At 34.3% G+C, this 17,655-nt stretch carries 20 protein-coding genes; 6 read left to right on the plus strand and 14 right to left on the minus strand.

The genetic code is table 11. The features are described 5' to 3' along the window. Positions 1-6 precede the first annotated feature (6 nt). On the plus strand, positions 7-594 hold the full coding sequence (locus tag BW936_RS00610) for a PepSY-like domain-containing protein (protein WP_076546393.1): 588 nt from the start codon (positions 7-9) through the stop codon (positions 592-594). Beyond that, positions 575-1,267, plus strand: a complete 693-nt coding sequence (locus BW936_RS00615) for a DUF2490 domain-containing protein (RefSeq protein WP_076546394.1) — start codon at positions 575-577, stop codon at positions 1,265-1,267. Before BW936_RS00610 ends, BW936_RS00615 begins: the two co-directional genes overlap by 20 nt. Here BW936_RS00615 and aat read toward each other — a convergent pair. Together aat and BW936_RS00625 are read right to left on the minus strand one after the other, a co-directional pair. Beyond that, positions 1,259-1,891 carry a leucyl/phenylalanyl-tRNA--protein transferase gene (gene aat / locus BW936_RS00620; RefSeq protein WP_076546395.1) on the minus strand — a complete coding sequence of 211 codons (633 nt, stop codon included), beginning with the start codon at positions 1,889-1,891 and terminating at the stop codon, positions 1,259-1,261. The genes BW936_RS00615 and aat overlap by 9 nt on opposite strands. 134 nt (positions 1,892-2,025) lie before the next feature. Continuing rightward, positions 2,026-2,400: a DUF3127 domain-containing protein gene (locus BW936_RS00625; RefSeq protein WP_076546396.1), complete on the minus strand. Its 375-nt coding sequence runs from the start codon at positions 2,398-2,400 to the stop codon at positions 2,026-2,028. Between the two features lie 126 nt (positions 2,401-2,526). On the opposite strand from BW936_RS00625, the gene BW936_RS00630 reads away from it, so the two are divergent. Then, on the plus strand, positions 2,527-3,675 hold the full coding sequence (locus BW936_RS00630) for a sensor histidine kinase (protein ID WP_076546397.1): 1,149 nt from the start codon (positions 2,527-2,529) through the stop codon (positions 3,673-3,675). Positions 3,676-3,677: 2 nt separating this feature from the next. Beyond that, positions 3,678-4,028, plus strand: coding sequence for a hypothetical protein (locus tag BW936_RS00635; RefSeq protein WP_076546398.1), 351 nt, complete (start codon positions 3,678-3,680; stop codon positions 4,026-4,028). On the opposite strand, the gene BW936_RS00640 is transcribed toward BW936_RS00635, so the two are convergent. Beyond that, the gene (locus BW936_RS00640) at positions 4,021-4,413 is read right to left on the minus strand and encodes an HIT family protein (protein ID WP_076546399.1); all 393 of its coding nucleotides are present in this window, start codon (positions 4,411-4,413) and stop codon (positions 4,021-4,023) included. The two genes, BW936_RS00635 and BW936_RS00640, sit on opposite strands and share 8 nt — an antisense overlap. A 76-nt stretch (positions 4,414-4,489) precedes the next feature. Then, positions 4,490-4,966 carry a transcription elongation factor GreA gene (gene greA, locus BW936_RS00645; RefSeq protein WP_076546400.1) on the minus strand — a complete coding sequence of 159 codons (477 nt, stop codon included), beginning with the start codon at positions 4,964-4,966 and terminating at the stop codon, positions 4,490-4,492. A gap of 137 nt (positions 4,967-5,103) precedes the next feature. Here greA and BW936_RS00650 point away from each other — a divergent pair, with 137 nt between their 5' ends. Next, positions 5,104-5,538 (plus strand): Rieske (2Fe-2S) protein, encoded by a 435-nt coding sequence (locus BW936_RS00650; RefSeq protein WP_084181943.1) that lies wholly within the window; start codon positions 5,104-5,106, stop codon positions 5,536-5,538. 3 nt (positions 5,539-5,541) lie between these two features. On the opposite strand, the gene BW936_RS00655 is transcribed toward BW936_RS00650, so the two are convergent. Further along, positions 5,542-6,207, minus strand: a complete 666-nt coding sequence (locus BW936_RS00655; RefSeq protein WP_076546402.1) for a beta/alpha barrel domain-containing protein — start codon at positions 6,205-6,207, stop codon at positions 5,542-5,544. Positions 6,208-6,311: 104 nt separating this feature from the next. Next, positions 6,312-8,474: a TonB-dependent receptor gene (locus BW936_RS00660; protein WP_076546403.1), complete on the minus strand. Its 2,163-nt coding sequence runs from the start codon at positions 8,472-8,474 to the stop codon at positions 6,312-6,314. A 371-nt stretch (positions 8,475-8,845) separates the two neighbouring features. Here BW936_RS00660 and BW936_RS00665 point away from each other — a divergent pair, with 371 nt between their 5' ends. Further along, positions 8,846-11,293, plus strand: coding sequence for a hybrid sensor histidine kinase/response regulator (locus tag BW936_RS00665; RefSeq protein ID WP_076546404.1), 2,448 nt, complete (start codon positions 8,846-8,848; stop codon positions 11,291-11,293). Here the strand turns inward: BW936_RS00665 and BW936_RS00670 are convergent. The 8 genes from BW936_RS00670 to BW936_RS00705 form a co-directional block, all read right to left on the minus strand. Beyond that, positions 11,268-12,626, minus strand: a complete 1,359-nt coding sequence (locus tag BW936_RS00670) for a sigma-54-dependent transcriptional regulator (protein ID WP_076546405.1) — start codon at positions 12,624-12,626, stop codon at positions 11,268-11,270. The genes BW936_RS00665 and BW936_RS00670 overlap by 26 nt on opposite strands. A gap of 177 nt (positions 12,627-12,803) precedes the next feature. Further along, positions 12,804-13,121 (minus strand): hypothetical protein, encoded by a 318-nt coding sequence (locus BW936_RS00675; protein WP_076546406.1) that lies wholly within the window; start codon positions 13,119-13,121, stop codon positions 12,804-12,806. A gap of 612 nt (positions 13,122-13,733) precedes the next feature. Then, the gene (locus tag BW936_RS00680; protein WP_076546407.1) at positions 13,734-14,039 is read right to left on the minus strand and encodes a hypothetical protein; all 306 of its coding nucleotides are present in this window, start codon (positions 14,037-14,039) and stop codon (positions 13,734-13,736) included. Between the two features lie 151 nt (positions 14,040-14,190). Then, positions 14,191-14,493 carry a hypothetical protein gene (locus tag BW936_RS00685; protein WP_076546408.1) on the minus strand — a complete coding sequence of 101 codons (303 nt, stop codon included), beginning with the start codon at positions 14,491-14,493 and terminating at the stop codon, positions 14,191-14,193. A 206-nt stretch (positions 14,494-14,699) separates the two neighbouring features. Next, complete coding sequence (locus BW936_RS00690; protein WP_076546409.1) at positions 14,700-16,238, minus strand: DUF4301 family protein; 1,539 nt, start codon at positions 16,236-16,238, stop codon at positions 14,700-14,702. After that, positions 16,235-16,798 (minus strand): AAA family ATPase, encoded by a 564-nt coding sequence (locus BW936_RS00695; protein ID WP_076546410.1) that lies wholly within the window; start codon positions 16,796-16,798, stop codon positions 16,235-16,237. The genes BW936_RS00690 and BW936_RS00695 overlap by 4 nt, the downstream gene beginning before the upstream one ends. Beyond that, positions 16,759-17,391 carry a nicotinamide riboside transporter PnuC gene (gene pnuC, locus BW936_RS00700; RefSeq protein ID WP_076546411.1) on the minus strand — a complete coding sequence of 211 codons (633 nt, stop codon included), beginning with the start codon at positions 17,389-17,391 and terminating at the stop codon, positions 16,759-16,761. The genes BW936_RS00695 and pnuC overlap by 40 nt, the downstream gene beginning before the upstream one ends. After that, the gene (locus BW936_RS00705) at positions 17,375-17,635 is read right to left on the minus strand and encodes a thiamine-binding protein (protein WP_076546412.1); all 261 of its coding nucleotides are present in this window, start codon (positions 17,633-17,635) and stop codon (positions 17,375-17,377) included. Before BW936_RS00705 ends, pnuC begins: the two co-directional genes overlap by 17 nt. Positions 17,636-17,655: the final 20 nt, after the last annotated feature.

The raw sequence follows: 17,655 nt of genomic DNA on the forward strand, positions 1-17,655 counted from the left end.
ACAGATATGAAAAATTATTTTATAAAATTAATGTTCACTGCATTTCTATTCTGTTTTCACCTAGGTCGTTCCCAGCACAAACACGAAAGAGAACACCGCATTCTTAAATCCCAATTTCCTGCTTTGGCCATCGAAATCATTGATGAGAATGTGATAGATTTTAAGCGTATTAAATTTTATAAGGAAATAGACAGCACTAAAATAAGTTATGAAGCTAAACTTAAAAAAGATAAGCTTTGGTACAGTATTGAATTTGATCAAAATGGTCTATTAGAAGATATCGAAATTCTCATAAAACCTACAGATGTACCTAATAACACCTATACCAAAATAGTTGATTATTTGAACAAAAATTACTTAAAATATAAAATAAGAAGACTTCAACAACAATATTATTCAAGTAACTTACCTATTGATGAAATTTTTAAAAATGCATTTCAGAATCTTATGTTGCCTTATATAAACTATGAATTAATTGTCTCAGGCAAAAAAGACAAAGGCTATTTAGAATATGAAATTTTGTTTGATGCTGACGGAAATTTTAAAAAAATAAGAACTTCTCTTCCTCCAAATTATGATCACATACTGTATTAGGGTACGGCTCATTATAGCCCTATTGTTGTTAGGTGCTAATTATGCATATGCACAAAATAATACAACAGCATATTGGGAGTCCGAAGTTGCCTTAAACTACAAGATAACCCCTTTGCTTAAACAGAACTTTTCTATAGCGAATAGAAATTACACCTACCAAAATAATACGTCTCAGTTAACGATACGGCAAATAGAAATCGTCAATTTCTCATCCTTGACAATCGACCCCCATAAGAGCATAGGTCTAGGTGTTCAGTACCGATTTAGAGAGGTGTTTGAAAAGGAAAAAGAAAATGAACTTAGGCTCACCCAACAATTTAATATCACTAAAAAAACCAAAAGTGCTCGTTTTGGCAACCGTTTTAGAATAGAGCAGCGTATTCAACCCTCTAATCTTTTTCATCGTTTTAGATATCGTTTCGCTGTAGATATACCTTTAAAAGGTTTTAAAATGAATATTGGCGAACCCTATTTAGTTGCCACCACAGAATCTCTGCTAACGGTAGGCAAAAGCATAAAACCTATGTACGATCAACGCATAACTTCACAAATAGGTTGGTCTATTACGCCACACTTAAAAGCGCAATTGGGTGTACAGTTTAGAATAGAAAATTATACAAAGCGTACAGAACAAGTCATCTTAATATTAAACAGTTTGGTCATCTCAATTTAGTAACTGTATAAACTCTTTTCTTGAAATTTCCTGTGCACCCATGCTTTCTAGATGATCAGTGTGCAATTGGCAATCTATAACCTTATATTCTTTAGCTTGTAACTCTTGAGCTAGTTTTATGAAGGCAAATTTTGATGCATTAGACGTTAAACTAAACATACTTTCACCACAAAATATATGACCCAAATCTACCCCATACAAACCGCCCACCAACGTATTGCCTTCCCAGACTTCATATGATTTTGCAATACCTCTTTCATGCAATTTCATATATGCAGTTTTCATCTCATCTGTGATCCAAGTACCATCTTGACCTTCTCGTGGTACAGATGAGCAATGCTCCAATACTTTCTTAAAACAAGTATTCTTGGTTAATCTAAACTGATTGTTACGAATAACTTTTCTCATACTTTTAGAAATTTTTATTTGATCGGGATATAGAACCATTCTAGGATCTGGACTCCACCATAATATAAGAGAATCAGTATCAAACCATGGAAAAATTCCACTTTGGTACGCCAACAGCAACCGTTCCGGAGAGAGGTCACCGCCCACGGCCAATAAGCCTTCTACATTAGCATTATCTACTGGCGGAAATAAAAGTTCATCGGTCAAAAAGTACATGACAATCTGCGTCTTTTTAATTTTTTCTCAAAGTAAATAAAGGAGCTAAAACAAAAAAACTTGTTTAACTATTTTAAGTTAAACAAGTTTTTTCTTCTAAAGACATAAGGTCTTATAAGATTTCTATTCAAATCTTAGAATGGAAGATCATCATGATCCTCTTCATTTAAATTATCAGCAGGCTCAAAAGCCTCCATTGGTGCAACTGGTGGCATACCCGCCGCTGCTCCTTGAGATGCACCTTCTATACGCCATCCTTGAATAGAGTTAAAATATTTTACCTGGCCTTGAGGATTTGTCCATTCTCTTCCTCTAAGGTTAATGCTCACCTTTACATCTTGCCCTACATTATAGCTGTTCAATAAATCACATTTATCTTGAACAAATTCTACCATTATATGCTGTGGATACTGCTCATCTGTAGTAACAACCAATTCTCTTTTTCTAAACCCATTAGACCCAAAAGTTTGGGTTTCTCCTATCAATTTTACTTTACCTTCTATTTCCATCTTGAACTCTTTTTACAATAGAGTCCAAAAATACATAAAATGCTGTTCTAATAAAACATGGTACAAGTATTACAACACAACAATTATTCACAATTAGGGTTATCTTTAGTATTAGATAACTATTGGATGAACTTTATTCCTAAAAACAAAATTTCCAACATTTTTCTATTGATAGGCTCCTTTGTAGTAGTGAGTCTTATCTTATGGAATACCAACAGCTTTTTTAAACAATTTAAAGAAGAAGAGCGACTGAAAATGGAAATCTGGGCCACAGCTCAATCAGAATTTCTACAATCTTCTGAAACCGTAGATTTAGGTAGTTTACATTTAAAAGTTTTTCAAAACAATACCTCTACCCCCATGATTCTTATCAATAAAGATAAATCTATTAGGGTAAACAATTTTCCTCCCAACAAATCTGAAGACTCCGTTTATATTCAAAGCCAACTCAAAAAATTTAAGAACGAAAATATACCTATTTCTATTGATCAACAGGGAGAACATTTAGCTACGCTATATTATGGCAATTCTGATGTTTTGATCAAATTAAAATATTACCCCATTGCGTTACTCCTAATCATTTTTCTATTTGCCACAGTTATCTATTTTTTGTTCAAAACAAATAAAGCCGCTGAGCAGAATAAACTTTGGGTAGGTATGGCCAAAGAAACCGCACACCAAATAGGCACACCGCTTTCATCTCTTTTGGGTTGGAACGAGCTATTAAAATCTGAAGCCATCAGCCCTAGCATTACCAAAGAAATTAAAAAGGATATAGATCGGTTACAAACAATTACCGAGCGTTTCTCTAAAATAGGATCTTTACCAAAACTTGTTGAAAGTGATATTGTAAAGGAAACTAAAGATGCTTTTGATTACCTAAAACTTAGAAGCTCAAAACTCATCCACTTTTCATTTAATACCAAGGTGGATCATCTACCGGTTATGCTGAATAGTTCATTATACAATTGGACTATAGAAAACTTGGTTAAAAACGGAATTGATGCCATGCGCGGCAAGGGTAGTATTGCCATAGAAATAGTTCAAGACAACAAATTTGTCAACATTTTAATAGCCGATACCGGACATGGTATTTCTAAAAGCAACTATAATAGTATCTTTACACCCGGCTTCACCTCTAAAAAAAGAGGCTGGGGCTTAGGACTTTCTTTGGTTAAGAGGATTGTGGAAGAATACCACAACGGAAAAATAAAGGTGTTATCATCTGGCAAAGAAGGAACTATAATGCAAATTTCTTTAAAAGTGTCTCACTAATTATGTCCAAAGAAAAATTAGAAATTATTAAGGAAGCCAATCTAAGCAATAATTGCCCTGAATGTTTTAACCAAGATTTAAACCTTACTTTTTACCAAAAACATACTTGTGGTAGATTCTTTTATAAAATAACAGGTGAATTAAGTAATAAACTTGTTTGCAACACCTGCCATTCTACTATTTACCCTATAAGCTGGACCGATGATATTGAACGTATGTTCAATTATTATGAAAAAACAGTGATACCCGTTAAAAAATCATCTAAACCAACATTGCTCTTTTACAGCCTTATGTTAGTTTTAATAGCATTGGTAGCAGGTGCAGTCTATATACTTCTTTCTAATGCTATTTAACATTAGAACCAATTTCCTCAGCTAAGGTATTAAGCTCTTCATTACTTAAATTTACTTTATGCTGAAAAGTAGCATCTTTCATTTCATTTAACGGAATTAAATGTACATGCACATGTGGTACTTCTAAACCAATGACAGATAAACCTACACGCTTACAATCTACCGTGCTTTCTAATGCCTTGCCTATTTTTCTTGAAAAAGACATTAAACCTAAATAGGTTTCTTCATCTAAATCTAAAATTTTGTTGACCTCTTTTTTCGGTATACACAAGGTATGCCCTTTTGCATTTGGGTTGATATCTAAAAAAGCCAAGAAGTTTTCATCTTCGGCTACTTTAAAACATGGAATTTCACCATTAATGATCTTCGTGAAAATTGTTGGCATTGTAATTTGAATTTAATAGTAATAAAAAACCCTACCCTTCTTAAAGAGTAGGATTAAATATAGTTATTTAAAAAACTTAAGCTCTTGTAATTTCAAGAATTTCAAATTTGATAGCCCCGCTTGGTACTACGATTTCTGCAGTATCGCCAACTTTTTTACCCAGTAGACCTTTACCAATAGGTGAATTCACAGAAATCTTTCCTGTTTTTAAATCCGCCTCACTTTCAGCCACCAATTTGTATGACATTTCCATGCCGTTATTTTGGTTTTTAAGTTTTACCGTAGAAAGCACTAATACCTTAGAGGTATCTAATTGAGATTCGTCAATGATCCGCGCATTGGCCACCGTATTTTCCATCTTGGAAATTTTCATTTCCAATAATCCCTGTGCTTCTTTTGCCGCATCATATTCGGCATTTTCTGACAAATCGCCTTTATCTCTTGCTTCTGCAATTGCTTGAGACGCCTTTGGGCGCTCAACATCTCTTAAATGATCTAGTTCTGCCTTAAGTTTTTTTAACCCCTCAACAGTATAGTATGATATGTTACTCATAACTTCCTCGTTTTATAAATAGACGAAATCCTCTGCAAATGCCTAAAAATTCGGCCTTTTAAGAGAGGATTTAACACAAATATACATAATTTTTACGCACATTTGCTGAAGTTTGTTTAAAACAAAAATTAAGCATGATGACCCGATTATACATCGTAATTCTATTGATTTTCACTGCCTGTAGCAATGATGGCACCAACAGAAATCCGTATTTGCAAGAAATAGGTTTTCGTTTTGAAGCTAATTTAAACCTGCCTTCTTACAGCCCTCTTACAAATACGGGTAGCGCTATCTATATTCCAAGCGATCTTGCCGGTACCAGAGGGGTTTTTGTTATCAATTCCGGTTTTGATCAATTTAGAGCTTTTGAAGGTAGTTGCCCAAATCATGTTCCTAATGATTGCTCTACAATGGAGCTAGATGGTCAGATTGCCACTTGTTCTTGTGATGATTATCAGTATAGCCTATTTACGGGGCAGTTAATCAACAAACCAGAAGATGAAAATCGTTATTATGATATGTTAGAATACCGAACTAGCTTTAGTGGAGGCAGTGTAATCATCTCTAACTAAACACTATTCTTCTGCGCGGTATTTATCCATTATTTCCTTAAATAATTCGCCCGTACTTGGCGGAGTGTACGATATGGCATTTGCACCTGCATCAATTGCCAGGACTATTGTTTCGTCGGTTTTACCACCTGTCGCAATGATACCCACATTGGCGTCTAAATCTCTTATTCTTTTAATGATATCCGCTGTTTTATCTGCACCGGAAACATTAAAAATATCAACCCCTGCGTCTAATCGTCCTTTGAAATCATCTTTTTCAGATACCACGGTAATGGTTACCGGTATGTCAATTTTTTCTTTAAGCAATGAAATAAGGCTATTTGGCGTAGGTTTGTTTAACACCACCCCTAAAGCACCTTGAAATTCTGCATGTATTGCCAGTTCTAATGATCGCAATCCGGTTGTAAGTCCACCGCCAACGCCACAAAAAATGGGCTTGTCCGCTGCTAAGATCAATGCATTTGAAATCACGGGCTGGGGTGTAAATGGATATACTGCTATAATTGCATTGGCATTCGTATTCCTAATTATTGCCACATCTGTACTGAATAAAAACGATTTTATAGATTGCCCAAACACACGAATACCAGAGCATTGAGAAATTACCTCTGGTACCGTTACTATATTGTTTCTAAGCCTACTGCCAAAAACCGGAATGTTGCGTGCCATAACCCTGAATGTTAGGGTTCTAATATAGAATATTCTTCTATACCCCTAACATTTCAAGTAAATATTTAAGACCATAATATAACCAACAAGTTTAGCTACGATTCTTAGAATTTTACTGTTGCTCCCAATAAAAAGTTTGTACCTGCTTGTGGATAATAGCCTTGTACTTCAAAGGTATTACCAGGTGTAGACCAGCTATCTAAATAGGTATAACCGTTAGACACATATTTTTCATTTAGAAGGTTATTTACTAACCCAGAAAATACAATTGATTTTACCACACTGTTCATTTCAATTTCATAGGTAATGTTAAGATCGTTCGTGAAATAAGCATCTAATTTAGATGCTTCCGTATCTGTATTACTTAAATACTGCTCTCCAACAAACTTTGAATACAATGAAAGGCTCAATGCATCACATGGCATATAACTAAATACATTACCCGCTACCAGACCTGGTGAAAATGCTATATTGGTATCTCCCAAACCTTGCAATACATCATCCCTGTCAATAAAAAAATCTTTGTTCTTATTATCACTGATTGCCATATTAGGCCTTACACTAAATTTATCTCCCAATCTAATATTCGCATCAATTTCTAAACCAAACCTGTAGCTATCACCAACATTTTCTCTTAATGATGCACCTACATCATTTATCTCTCCCGTAACTACCAACTGATCTTTATAATTCATGTAATACAGGTTGGTATTTACTTGTACATCTGCAGATACGTATCTCCATCCTAATTCAAAATCATTTAATTTCTCTGGTTTAGGATTTCCGCTTTTATAATCATTTCTATTTGGCTCCCTATTCGCTATCGCACACGATAAATAGAAGTTATTATTTGTATTTAGATCAAATGTTACCCCTGCTTTTGGGTTGAAAAAATTAAACGTATCATCTACCAAACCTGTTTCTTCACCATTAGCCTTATAACCAACAGTTCTATATTGCAAATCTCCATATAACGACCACTGTGTTGTTAATTGATAATTTGCTTTGGCGTACAGATTAAAATCTGTTTTTGATGAACTATCATCATAGTAACGATCTTCATAGTTACTGTTACTTGCATACCTAGCCCAAATGACCTCACCAAAATGGTCACCTTCGTACTTATTGAATCCGCCGCCCATTATTACATCTAGCTTATCTTTCTTATAATTTGCAGAAAATACGGTTCCGTAGAAATCATTATCTAACCAACGTCTTCTAATAAGATCCGTGGAGTTTACTTCTTCCCCGTCTACAGTAATTGGTTCAAAACCATAGGTAGAAAAATCATCATCTTCCTTGTATTGTTCATAATACCCTCTACCTCTAGTATAATGCAAAGCGATGTTGGTACTCCAGAAATCTGAAATCTGTTCGTTCCATAATAGCTGTGTATGATCCTGCTTATAATTGTCAACCTCGTTATCATAAAACTGGGTGTTACCCTCTAAATCTTTATAAATACCTGAAGTATTATATGTTCTATTGTCTTTTAAGGTCTTCGCATTTATACCGTTCCAAGCCTGATACGTAATCTCATGCCCCCCAAACATTAATGCTTTAATCAAAGTGTTTTCATCTTTGTAAGCTGCTTGTAAAAAATAAGATTCAAGGTCTGATCGAGCCCTATCAATATAGCCGTCAGATTTAATTTTAGATAACCTTCCCGAAATTTCAACATGGTCGTTTAAAAGTCCCGTGCTAAATTTTAAGTTATTTCTTAAAGTACTATAGCTTCCAATAGAAGTAGATATTTGACCGTATGCGTCTTGTGAGAATCCGTCGGTCAATACATTTAAACTTGCTCCAAAAGCACCTGCACCATTTGTAGATGTTCCTACTCCACGCTGCAATTGCAAGCTTTCTGTTGAAGAGGCAAAATCTGGCATATTCACCCAAAATGTACCTTGAGATTCGGCGTCGTTATACGGTATGCCATTGATTGTAACATTTACGCGTGTAGCATCGCTACCCCTAACTCGTATACCAGTATAACCTACACCTGCTCCTGCATCGCTAGTAGTCACTACAGATGGTAAAAAATTCATTAATACGGGAATATCCTGACCCAAATTTCTAGGCCTGATATCCTCTTTGGTAAGATTTGAAAATGTAACCGGAGATGCTTTGGTTACCCTTATCGCCGAGACGAACACTTCGTCCAATACTACTTTTTTACCTTCTAAAGAATCGGTTTTTTGTTCTTGGGCAAAAACACCCATACTCAGCGTAAAAAATGCTGAAATTGTGCAAATAGATAATTTCATTCGTAAAAGAATCACGAATAAAAGGGGCTATTATTCTAAAATTAAAATTGATTATGCCTATTTAAAGACTTTGTTTTCCAAAAATGAAGTCAGCCATTACGCCGGCCGGCCCCTTGCTAAAAATGTCTACCGGACATTTTTTTAACGCTCGGTCCCTTGGCAGCATTACCCGCCCAGGTTCTTTGGGTATAATCTCAGCTTTGTTCCAAAATTAGAACTCGGCACCCCTTTGAGATGCGGCAAATGTAATGCAGTTCTTTTAAACTGTCATAAAGATTCTTTAAAAAATAACAACTTGTTTAATTAACATCATTTTAGAACTTATTTACATCGTTTTATCGTACTTATACTAATGTATATTGTACTATTATATGGATTCAAAAAAAAATAAATTCACCCTTAAGATTGCCATTAGCTACTTATTGTTAATTATACTAGGAGCCATTGCCTCTTATTATATCTACAATGAAGTACAAAATTATATTGCCACTGAACAAACCGTTGAAAAAGACAACAAACTACTTAAAACCAACTCTTTTCTTGCACAACTATATGAAGCCGAAAGCCTATCTAAACTTGCCTTGCAAACAAAAAGTAAAATCAACTTTACAGCTTATGAGAATAAAATTGACTCTATCTACACCAATATTGAAGAGTTAAAAACACTTACGGACAGTGAGCATCAACGTGGACTTTTGGATAGTCTTAGCTCTTTACTGACCAAAAAAGTTACTAATATAAATGCCTTACGCTCTATAAGGCTAAAAGACCAAACAGGTACTGCCATAAATTCTGCTCTTAAAGAGTTTAATAAGTTAGAGGAATCTTTGGGCATTATAAAACCAGAGGGATTAGCACCCAACCTTGACGAGCTCTCCCCAAAAGCACAAAGTGCCATAAAAAAAGTTGCAGATTACTTGAATGCCAATGTACCGGCAGAGGGTAATTCTCAACAAAATGTACAAACCATGGATAGCATAGTTCAGGTCTCTAAAAATCTTTTAAAAGATGTACAACACGAAAACACCATAAATGAGAATTCTTTAGCTATTAGAGAAACAACAATCAATAGAACAGATGTTGAACTATCGCAGCAATTACGTACCATTCTCTCTTCTTTTGAACAGGAAATTATTATGAACAGCATAGCAAGTTCCATAAAGAAAGAAACCTTGCTTAAAAAAAGTATTCGCCTAGCCGTAATTGCAGCTATTCTTGGTTTTCTTGTAGTAGGAATATTTACTTTTATTCTTAATAGAGATTTTTGGAAAGCGAACGTTTACAGAGAGAAACTAGAAAAAGAAAAGGCATATTCAGAATCGTTATTAAAAAGTAGAGAACATTTGATTGCAACGGTAAGTCACGATTTACGCACCCCTTTAAACACCATAAGTGGTTATGCCAATATTATTGAAGAGCGTAATAACCCACAGGAAAACAAAGAATATATTTCCCATATAAAATCTGCCGCTTGTTACGTAAATAATCTAGTGAATGATTTATTGGATTTCTCTCAGTTAGAAGCTGGTAAAATGATTGCTAAAAATGATACTTTTAGGGTAGATAAATTAGTACAGGAGAGTTCTAAAAATATTGCCTCTCAACACCAAAACAAGGATATTGAATTGATTTTAAATTTAGATGACTCACTAAAACAAGCTATAAATTCCGATGCTTTTCGTCTACGCCAAATTATATCCAACCTTTTAGGAAATGCTTATAAATTCACGGATAAAGGTACCATAACCTTAACTGGAACCATTTTGGATCAACAAAACCTTAAAACACTTAAACTACAAATAGCCGATACGGGAATTGGTATTTCTAAAGAGAAGCAAGAACTGATTTTCAAAGAGTTTACACAGGCAGAGAACGATACCGATAAAAAATATGGAGGATACGGATTAGGCCTTACCATTACCAAAAAACTTACCGAGCTACTTGAAGGTACCATCTTGCTAGAAAGTGACATTCATAAAGGTAGTACGTTTACGCTTGAAATACCTATTGAATTGGGAGAAGCGTTAGATGATGAAAAACAACCCATTATTGCATTAGACGATTTAAAAATGATTGTCTTTGACGACGATGCTTCACTCTTAAAACTAATTGGCAAAATGCTAAAGTCTGCAGGGATCAATGCCCAGTTATATTCAGACTTCAATGAATATACAGCTCATGAAAATTTCAATTTTGATGTGGTTCTAACAGATATAGAAATGCCTACGGTTACCGGTTATGAGATAGTTACTCAGCTGAAATCTGGTGAATTTCAAAATTTTAATAACCAACCTATCTTGGCTATGACCGGAAGACGAGATCTATCATTAGCGCATTTTACAAAAAAGGGATTTACCGATCTTATTCATAAGCCATTCTCAAAGAATGATTTATTACAAAAACTTCATTTCTTATTTCATACTAATACCCAAGCTCAAAATAGTACCGTTGCTTTAATTGAAGAAGACAACAACAAGCCGTTTAGCTTAACTAATATAAAGATGTTTTTAGGTGATGACCAAAATGCTATTGACGAAGTATTACTCACTTTCAAAAAAGACACCGCAGAAAATCTCCTTCAACTTAAATTTGCCGTTACCAATTACGATATGGAGCTACTGAACAAAACAGCACATAAAATGTTACCCATGTTTCGTCAATTAGAAGTACAAAATGCAATCCCTCTTTTAGAAATTTTTGAAGTATTACAGCATAATGAAATTAACAGTCAAGAACTAAAGAGAAAATTTCTAGCATTGCAGGAAGAAATTAAAAAACTTGCCAAAGAAATAGCTACAGATCCAAATCATAATAATTGATTCTGTTATACAGCGTTTTTCTAGTTACCTGTAACAATTTTGCCGCTTTAGATTTATTATAATTGGTACGTTTTAGTGCATTTATAATCTGTTCTTTTTCGAAATCTGCTTTTGATAGACTACCCAATTCTACCGTTTCTAAAACCGGATTCATTAATTCTGACGGCAATGTATTTGCCTGCACTTTTTCAACGGTTGTCAACAACACGGCACGTTGTATAACATTCTGCAATTCTCTTATATTTCCCGGCCAGTGATATGCTTTAAAAATATCCCATACCTCATCTGAAAAATCCAATATTTGCTTGTTCAACTTTTCATTGAACTTTCCTAAAAAATAAGCGGCCAAGACCGGTAGATCTCCATGCCTGTTTTTTAAAGCAGGAATCTGTAATGAAAACTCATTTAATCTGTGGTACAAATCTTCGCGGAAGGTTCCTTTTTCAACTGCAGCTTTTAAATCTTCATTGGTAGCCGATAATATTCTCACATCTACCTGAATTTCCGAATTACTACCTATTCTTTTAATTTTTCGCTCTTGCAATGCCCTTAACAATTGTATTTGGTTCTCATAAGAAAGATTTCCAACCTCATCTAAAAATAAGGTTCCGCCGTTGGCAGCTTCAAAACTTCCTATTTTATCGGCTACGGCACCTGTAAAACTTCCTTTTATATGTCCAAAAAACTCACTTGCCGCCAACTCTTTTGGTATTGCCCCACAATCTAGAGCTACAAATGGCTTTTCATTTCTTGTACTTTTCTGATGAATAGTTTTCGCAGTAACCTCCTTACCGGTACCACTTTCACCAATAATTAAAACCGACATATCTGTAGGTGCAACTAGAACAATATGTTCTTCTAATTTTTGGGTTGCCTGGCTATTGAGTACTAATTCTCCTGCATGAGCTACACGCTCTTTGTTGGCCACTTTATCCTTAGAATTTTCCGGTATTTCTTTAGTGAGTTCTTTTGTAGCTACAGGTTTAGAGTTCAATGCAGCATCAATAACAGACAACATTTGATCTGGAGTAAAAGGTTTGGAAATATAATCATAAGCCCCCATCTTCATTGCCCGTACAGCTGTAGTAACTTCTGCATAACCTGTCATTACAACTACAGGAATCTTTCCTTTTAACTCAGACACTAATTTAATTCCGTCATAATCTGGCAGGCGTAAATCGGTAATTACAAGTTGAAAACTTTGTTCATTTAGCTGTTTTTCCCCATCTAATTCAGTATGACTTAATACCACATCAAAACTATTTCTTACCAAAAACTTTTGAAGCATTTGGGCGAATGAAGTATCATCTTCAATGATTAGAATTTTAGTCATAGTCAGTTAGGTGTTCTTAGTAGATACGTAAAAATACCATAAGCCGACTATTTGTATTTTAAAATTATCATAAAGCTTTTATGCTTTCCTTTAAAAAATGACATAAAAAAAGGAAAGAATAGCATTAAGCTATTCTTTCCTGATCAAACCAACTTGAACAAACAAGTTTCCCTATAATTACATATCTATCCAATTACCTTCTTCATCTGCATACACTGTACCTTCTGTACCGTCTTCAAGAGATAACACAAGCTTATATTGTTTCTTTTCATTAACATAAGCCTTATCTAAACTTGCCGTTGGAAAATTCTTTGACACTGCATCTGTTACGGCTTGTGGAACCTCAGCAACCGAAATTTCCTTAAAATCATCAGCCACTACCGATATTTGATTTACTTGGTTGTGCTGTATTCCATTTTCTGAAGGTAGTGCATCTTGTGCGTTCATTGCAAAACCTCCTATTGTCATTGCTCCTAATAAAAATAAAGTTTTCATAATTTCTATATTTAAGTTAATACTATGTTTCTATACTATTAACTAAGAAAAAAGAGTGCCACAAAAGAACCATATCAAAAAATTACTGATTATCAGACTAATACGTTCTAATACGCATTAAATTGGTGGGTAAAATTGTTTCTAATACGTATTGCTGTGTAATTATTACCCAATATTTATCATGTACAAAATGATAAATGAATTTTACTGGGTACAAAAAAAGGAGCTGCAAATTACAGCTCCCTTCAAACCACCTATCAAACTCTTGTTTTAAAATTATAAATCAACACCTCAATCAACTCAACAACAACTAAAATTGGCAATGCTAATCCGGGGGATTATTTCAAATACAATTATTTGGTGGCACTTTCATAGTCAACGGTTAGTGTTTACGCGAAAGTGATTTTATTCTGATTTATTCCTCCCAACATAGTTTTGATATGATAGTCATTGCTAAAATCAAAACTATGGTTGTAATCGAAATAAATACTATAGTGACCATTGTTTCATAACTTGCTTCACTTATTTAGACACAACATTTTCTGATAGGTCACATTTTAAATAAAAAAAACCGCATTTAGCAGTTTTTTTTATTTCTGTACGTAAAACAGACTACTTCTTATTGATCCAATTACCATACTGGTCTATGTAAACGGTCTTTCTTGTTCCGCTTTTAAGTACCATTATTAATTTGAATTCTCCTTTTGTATTTTTATATGCACCACCAAGTTTAGATGTTGGGTACTGCTTTAAAATCTCTTCGATAACCGGCGGTGTTAATTCGCTCGATTTTATTTTTACGTATTCATCTACCAAATTAATAGTCACTTCTGCTTTAACTATATCTAAACTAGTTTTTGCAGTTGCGCTAAATAATGTCCCAAAAGCTATGAATACTAGTAATGTGTATTTTTTCATGTTTCATATTTTAATCGTTAACCACTCTATTTCTTAGAATACCTACGAAGTAATCGCACATATAGTTTATTAGTTAACGAAATTTTAAATTTTTAAATGTAAAAAGCTGCCTAAGCAGCTTTTCTAAACCATTAACTAAAACTTACAATTGTTACATTTCTAACCAGTTACCTTTTACATCTGCATAAAGTACCGTAGAAGCACCGTCTAGTGAAGTAACTTCTAATTTGTAATTATTTTCGTCATCAACAAAGGCTTTATTCAATATTGCACCTTCATAATCTGTTTCTAAAGCATTTACGATTGCGGTAGGTAAATCAGCCACCGCTATTTCAGAATAATCCTGTAAAAAGATATCTTCCATTATACCGTCGTGAAATATAATTGGGGTAGCGGCAGTACCTATGGTTAAACTACCTATGGCTAAAGCTGTGGCAAAAACTAATTTTTTCATCTTATATATTTTTTAATTAAACATTCTTGACAAGTATAATAGGAAAACTGTGCCAACAGAACATTTTATCCTTAACAGCATTTAACCTGCTGATTTACATATTTATACATGTGCCACGGCATTTAATATTCTGGGTAAACATGTGTATAACAAAAAAAGGTGTGTAGTTTCTACACACCTTTTTATACAAAATAAGATATTATAATCTATGCCTGATGCGAATCTTTTAAAAGATCCACCACACTCTTTACAGGATTGAAGGTTACCAAGGGCACTTCTACAAAGATGGTATTCCAAAATGCCATTGCACCATTCCATAATCCTGGAAGTTCAAGCGCCTTTAATTCTTTACCATCTTTAGTTTTACCTGTAATGAAACCTTGCTTTTCATCCACAAACTTTAAAAGATCATATTTCTCCCCTTTATAATTACGAACCGCACATACCAAATCTACCGGATTAAAATGTGTAGAATTCTTTAATAAGTCTGCCTGTTGTTGATCATCCATATCTATTTGGGCAGATTCTATAATTTGTAGAGAAACTTCTCCTTTGCCATTTGTAACCCAAAATGGACCACCACCAGGCTCACCTTCATTCTTCACCATACCGCAAATACGAATAGGTCTGTTGACCTTATCTTTTAATACGGATATTTTTTTGCTGTTAGATTTTGAATCAAAGTCATCTGAGAAACGCACATTTAAACTTGTAACCAAAAAGCTTCTTATTTCTTCAATTTGTGCATCACCAATATCTTCCTTGTCAAGTAATGCCGCATATTCAAAAGCTTTTTCCTGCTCTTTAAGGAGCACACCTGCCAATACTTTTTTGCTATTGGCAACCGCTTTGGCATCTTTCATTACGGCAACGTTATCAATATTCTTTATAAAAATAACATCGGCATCTTGCTCATTTAAATTTTGAATCAACGCACCATGACCTCCTGGTCTAAACAACACAGAACCATCTTCATTTCTAAACGGCTTATTGTCCATATCTACCGCCAAGGTATCTGTAGATGGTTTTTGAAAAGAATAATCTACATTATATGTAATACCGGTATCAGCGGAAACTTTAGGACCAGAGGCTTTGAACTCCTCACCAAACATTTCTTCATGTTGTTCCGAAATCGTAAAATGCAAGTTTGCCTTACCGTTAGCACCTGCATACAAAGCTCCTTCTTTTAAATGCTCTTCAAAAGGAGTGGCCGCAGAATCTTCATATTTATGGAATGGCAACAAGCCCTTTGGAAAAAACCCATAGTTCAGTGCATTCTCGCCCAATAGCTCAGATATGAAATTAAAAACTTTCTCTCCCTGAGCCTCAGATTTCACAGCTATTCTATCCATCACCTTTTGGTAAAACGGAAAGCGCTCTAATCCTTCAGAGAACTTCTTAATATCTTTATCATTAGTTCTAGTCAAATAAGCTTCTAAAGTTTCTTCACTTGGGCTATAAGCACCTAAAAAACTAAATAACGCTTTAAACATTCTTGATGCTGCACCACTAGCTGGCACAAACTTTAAAATATCCAGATCTTTTAGTTTTGAATCATAAAATGCAATGAGCTCTTTCTCTTCTGCATCAGAAAATTTAAGAATACCCTTACCTATTACGGCAGCATTCTCTAATTTCACAAAAGGAATACCTTCTTTAAAGGTGTTGATATGACTCAACATTTGCTCTTTTGAAATTCCTTTTTTCTCTAATTGTTTTAAGTCTTTATCTGTAAGTTCGATCATTTATGTAATAAGGTATCTATATGGTTAATGGCTTTTTGTAAACGTTCTTTTTTGTTCCCCTTCAAGATAATAAAATTTTTACCGTATTTTTCTAAAGTACCTTTAAAATAGTTGAACATTTCCTCTCTTTCATTTGGCTTGTCCCTGAGGTCATCAGCTTCCCAAGGAATATCTATATAAGTCAACAAATAGAGGTCATAACTATTCTCTAAAGCATACTTTTCTAATACTGGATCACAATCACCAATGTAATATGCCTCTGAATATACTTTGGTTTCCAACAGATCTGTATCGCAAATAAGAATATCTGTAGCTTTTTTCGCTAAATTATTCTCTATACGCATCTGGCCTGCTGCAATAGGTAACAAATCGTGTGGTTCGCAAGTTTTTCGTTCATTGTTCCATTTATCTTGTAGGTAATCTCTAGCATACTCAGGCACCCAAACAGTATGGTAATGCCTTGCCAATTGCTCTGACAACGTTGTCTTCCCTGTAGATTCTGGTCCAAATAGCACCACTTTTAAGACATCTGAAGGTTCTTGTCTGTATTTTTCTTCCATGCATTATACCCGTAAAAGGCCAATATTGTAAAAATCAGGTATTGAAAACTTGTAAACGTAAATCCTTTATAAAAATATAATGGTATAGATATTAAATCTCCAATAATCCAATATATCCAATTTTCTACTTTCCTTTTGGCCATCAGCCACATACCCACAAAAAATATCGCTGTTGTTATGGTATCAACATAAGCCGTCCAATTATTCCATTTGTCAAAAACTTGATATACTGTAGACACAAAAAGAATCGTACCTATAAAGATGAGTATTGATGTAATATGTTCTTTTTTGGTTACTCGGCTTATCGGAGTGTATTGTGCTGCATCTACCTTTCTGGTCCAAATATACCAACCATATAAACTCATTACAAAATAGTAGGCATTGATAAGCATATCACCTAACAAACCCCACTTTAATAGTAAATAAACAAAAATAGAAGTACTGATCAGCCCGGTAGGATAGACCCATATATTATTCTGTTTTGAAAACCACACCGATAGTAACCCAAATATTACGGCCACTATTTCCAATGTAACATCAAACGTATTGTAATCGGCATATTGCCCAAAGAGATAATCAAAAATGGGGCTCATAATCGCTTCTATCAGATTTAACTATTTTCATGAACAAAAGACCACGATCCATAAGTTCAAAAGCTGTTTTAATTTCTGTATTCAACACGGTCATTACTTCGTCATACGTACCATACACTTGTGTACTTAACGGATTCTCAAGAACCGTTAAACCACATTCACGTAGTTTTTTGATAAAATCTATTATGTGCTGTTCAAAATCATCTTGCAATGGCGAAAATGTCAACTCTACTGAAATATCCATTTAAAATACCCTATCTTTTA

The sequence above is a fragment of the Maribacter ulvicola genome (assembly GCF_900155985.1).
In the GTDB taxonomy this organism is placed as follows: domain Bacteria; phylum Bacteroidota; class Bacteroidia; order Flavobacteriales; family Flavobacteriaceae; genus Maribacter; species Maribacter ulvicola.

Bases quoted from the DNA above. Each gene is read 5' to 3' on its own strand.
- BW936_RS00655 (WP_076546402.1), bottom strand. From the start codon at position 6,207: ATGGCACGCAACATTCCGGTTTTTGGCAGTAGGCTTAGAAACAATATA.
- BW936_RS00630 (WP_076546397.1), top strand. From the start codon at position 2,527: ATGAACTTTATTCCTAAAAACAAAATTTCCAACATTTTTCTATTGATA.
- BW936_RS00640 (WP_076546399.1), bottom strand. From the start codon at position 4,413: ATGCCAACAATTTTCACGAAGATCATTAATGGTGAAATTCCATGTTTT.
- BW936_RS00665 (WP_076546404.1), top strand. From the start codon at position 8,846: ATGGATTCAAAAAAAAATAAATTCACCCTTAAGATTGCCATTAGCTAC.
- BW936_RS00680 (WP_076546407.1), bottom strand. From the start codon at position 14,039: ATGAAAAAATACACATTACTAGTATTCATAGCTTTTGGGACATTATTT.
- BW936_RS00650 (WP_084181943.1), top strand. From the start codon at position 5,104: ATGACCCGATTATACATCGTAATTCTATTGATTTTCACTGCCTGTAGC.
- BW936_RS00705 (WP_076546412.1), bottom strand. From the start codon at position 17,635: ATGGATATTTCAGTAGAGTTGACATTTTCGCCATTGCAAGATGATTTT.
- BW936_RS00610 (WP_076546393.1), top strand. From the start codon at position 7: ATGAAAAATTATTTTATAAAATTAATGTTCACTGCATTTCTATTCTGT.
- BW936_RS00690 (WP_076546409.1), bottom strand. From the start codon at position 16,238: ATGATCGAACTTACAGATAAAGACTTAAAACAATTAGAGAAAAAAGGA.
- greA (WP_076546400.1), bottom strand. From the start codon at position 4,966: ATGAGTAACATATCATACTATACTGTTGAGGGGTTAAAAAAACTTAAG.
- aat (WP_076546395.1), bottom strand. From the start codon at position 1,891: ATGTACTTTTTGACCGATGAACTTTTATTTCCGCCAGTAGATAATGCT.
- pnuC (WP_076546411.1), bottom strand. From the start codon at position 17,391: ATGAGCCCCATTTTTGATTATCTCTTTGGGCAATATGCCGATTACAAT.
- BW936_RS00625 (WP_076546396.1), bottom strand. From the start codon at position 2,400: ATGGAAATAGAAGGTAAAGTAAAATTGATAGGAGAAACCCAAACTTTT.
- BW936_RS00675 (WP_076546406.1), bottom strand. From the start codon at position 13,121: ATGAAAACTTTATTTTTATTAGGAGCAATGACAATAGGAGGTTTTGCA.
- BW936_RS00660 (WP_076546403.1), bottom strand. From the start codon at position 8,474: ATGAAATTATCTATTTGCACAATTTCAGCATTTTTTACGCTGAGTATG.
- BW936_RS00635 (WP_076546398.1), top strand. From the start codon at position 3,678: ATGTCCAAAGAAAAATTAGAAATTATTAAGGAAGCCAATCTAAGCAAT.
- BW936_RS00615 (WP_076546394.1), top strand. From the start codon at position 575: ATGATCACATACTGTATTAGGGTACGGCTCATTATAGCCCTATTGTTG.
- BW936_RS00685 (WP_076546408.1), bottom strand. From the start codon at position 14,493: ATGAAAAAATTAGTTTTTGCCACAGCTTTAGCCATAGGTAGTTTAACC.
- BW936_RS00695 (WP_076546410.1), bottom strand. From the start codon at position 16,798: ATGGAAGAAAAATACAGACAAGAACCTTCAGATGTCTTAAAAGTGGTG.
- BW936_RS00670 (WP_076546405.1), bottom strand. From the start codon at position 12,626: ATGACTAAAATTCTAATCATTGAAGATGATACTTCATTCGCCCAAATG.